We start from the raw sequence: 1,144 nt of genomic DNA, 5'->3' as shown, positions 1-1,144 counted from the left end.
AGCATGAGTAATGGCTAAATCAACCGTTTCTTCTGCCATTCGGCGATAGGTGGTCCATTTACCACCAGTAATGGTAATTAATCCCTTTGCAGAAACAATAAGTTTATGGTCTCTGCTAATTTCTTTTGTACTATTTCCATCTCCGTTGGTTGGAGCGGCCAATGGGCGCAAACCTGAGAATACACTTAAGATATCTTTTTCCATGGGCTTGCGGTTAAAATAACTCGCCGCTGTACTCATAATAAAATCTACCTCTTCTTTTAATGCTCTGGGTTCTAAACTATGTTCGTTTAAAGGGGTGTCTGTTGTACCTACCAGTAAATGTTCGTGCCATGGAACGGCAAATAGAACACGTCCATCAGAGGTTTTTGGTATCATTAAAGCCGATTCACTATTTAAAAAACTTTTGTCTAGCACCACATGTACACCTTGGCTAGGGCGTACCATTTTTTTTGAATTCGGGTTATTCATTTGCAGGATGTCATCCACAAACACGCCTGTTGCATTAATTACTATTTTGCCAGTATATTTAGCTGTTATCCCGGTTATGGTGTCTTCTGTTTCAATGCCCGTAACTACGTCGCCACTTTTTAACAAGCCGGTTACCTTTGTATAGTTCAATAATGAAGCGCCGTTTTCAACAGCAGTTTGTGCAATGTTTATCGCTAAACGGGCGTCATCAAACTTTCCATCGTAATACCTGATGCTTCCTTTTAATCCCTTTTCTTTAATGCCAGGCATCATGGTTAAGGTTTCTTTTTTAGAGAAAAACTTAGATTTGCCGAAGCTATATTTGCCTGCTAACCAATCGTAAAGCGTAAGTCCGGTTAAATATTTTATAACAGAGAACCAATCGTAACAGGGAATCAGAAATTCTTCTTTATTTACCAGGTGCTTTGCGTTTTGTTGTAATAAACCACGTTCTTTTAAGGCATGTTTAACTAAACCGATATCTCCTTGTGCAAGATAGCGAACACCACCATGTACCAGTTTAGTACTCCGGCTGGATGTTCCTTTGGCAAAATCAGATTGTTCTACCAATAAAGTTTTAAAGCCCCGGCTCGCAGCATCCAATGCAGTACCCAAACCTGTGGCACCTCCGCCAATAATAATGAAGTCCCAATTTATGTCTTCTGTTAGGTGA

At 40.0% G+C, this 1,144-nt stretch carries 1 protein-coding gene; it reads right to left on the bottom strand.

The annotated features are described in order from the left end of the window. Positions 1-1,128, bottom strand: a 1,128-nt coding sequence (locus tag AC1DND_RS28260; protein ID WP_477586216.1) for a glycerol-3-phosphate dehydrogenase/oxidase, incomplete at its 3' end; no start/stop codon positions are given. Between the last annotated feature and the right edge of the window lie 16 nt (positions 1,129-1,144).

This window comes from Pedobacter sp. 01N416 (assembly GCF_056399685.1).
This window is presented reverse-complemented; position numbering and strand designations above follow the sequence as displayed.